Consider the following 663-nt stretch of genomic DNA (forward strand, 5'->3'; position numbering starts at 1 on the left):
CAGGGGTAGGGACGCGGCTTTCGTCAAAATGCCGGTGACAGGTTTTCGGGGCGCCGGTGTTCCCCTGCCCAACCGGGAGGCGCGTGCGGTGTCCGTCGATGTGGAGGCCTATTACCGACGCTATGGCCCCCAGGTGCTCCGGCGCTGCCGCTTCCTGCTGCGCGACGAGGAACAGGCCGTGGACGCCATGCATGACGTGTTCGTTCAACTGCTGCGCTACCAGTCCGCGCTGAAGGACGCGGGCCCCTCCAGCCTGCTGCATCAGATCGCCACCCGCGTGTGCCTCAACCGCCTTCGCGGCGCGAAGCGGCGCCCCGAGGACCGCGACGACGAGCTGGTGCTCAAAATCGCCGCGTCCGGCGACACCGAGGCGCGCACCGCCGCCCGGGGCCTGCTGGACCGGCTCTTTGGCCGCGTGCCCGCGTCCAGCCGCGACATCGCCGTGCTCCACCTGGTGGACGGCATGACGCTGGAGGAGACCGCCCGCGAGGTGGGCCTGTCCGTGTCCGGAGTGCGCAAGCGCCTCCGGGCCCTGTCCGCTGTCCTGCAGGAGCTGGAGGCCGCATGACGTCCCCCCACCGCACCCCGGACTGGCTGCTGGAGCGAATCGCCCTGGGGGAGCTGCCCCCGGACGAACTCGCCGCCGCCCGCGACCGCCTGTCC

General features: G+C 71.6%; 1 protein-coding gene and 1 pseudogene. Both read left to right on the forward strand.

The window, feature by feature from the left end:
- The first annotated feature begins 88 nt into the window (after nucleotides 1-88).
- Nucleotides 89-568 carry an RNA polymerase sigma factor gene (locus D7X55_RS40055; RefSeq protein WP_121725723.1) on the forward strand — a complete coding sequence of 160 codons (480 nt, stop codon included), beginning with the start codon at nucleotides 89-91 and terminating at the stop codon, nucleotides 566-568.
- A pseudogene (locus D7X55_RS40060) lies at nucleotides 565-663 on the forward strand (ActD-like protein); the annotation flags it as partial. The gene D7X55_RS40055 and the pseudogene D7X55_RS40060, both read left to right, overlap by 4 nt.

Origin of the sequence: Corallococcus sp. AB049A (assembly GCF_003668885.1) — a bacterium.
In the GTDB taxonomy this organism is placed as follows: Bacteria; Myxococcota; Myxococcia; order Myxococcales; family Myxococcaceae; genus Corallococcus; species Corallococcus interemptor.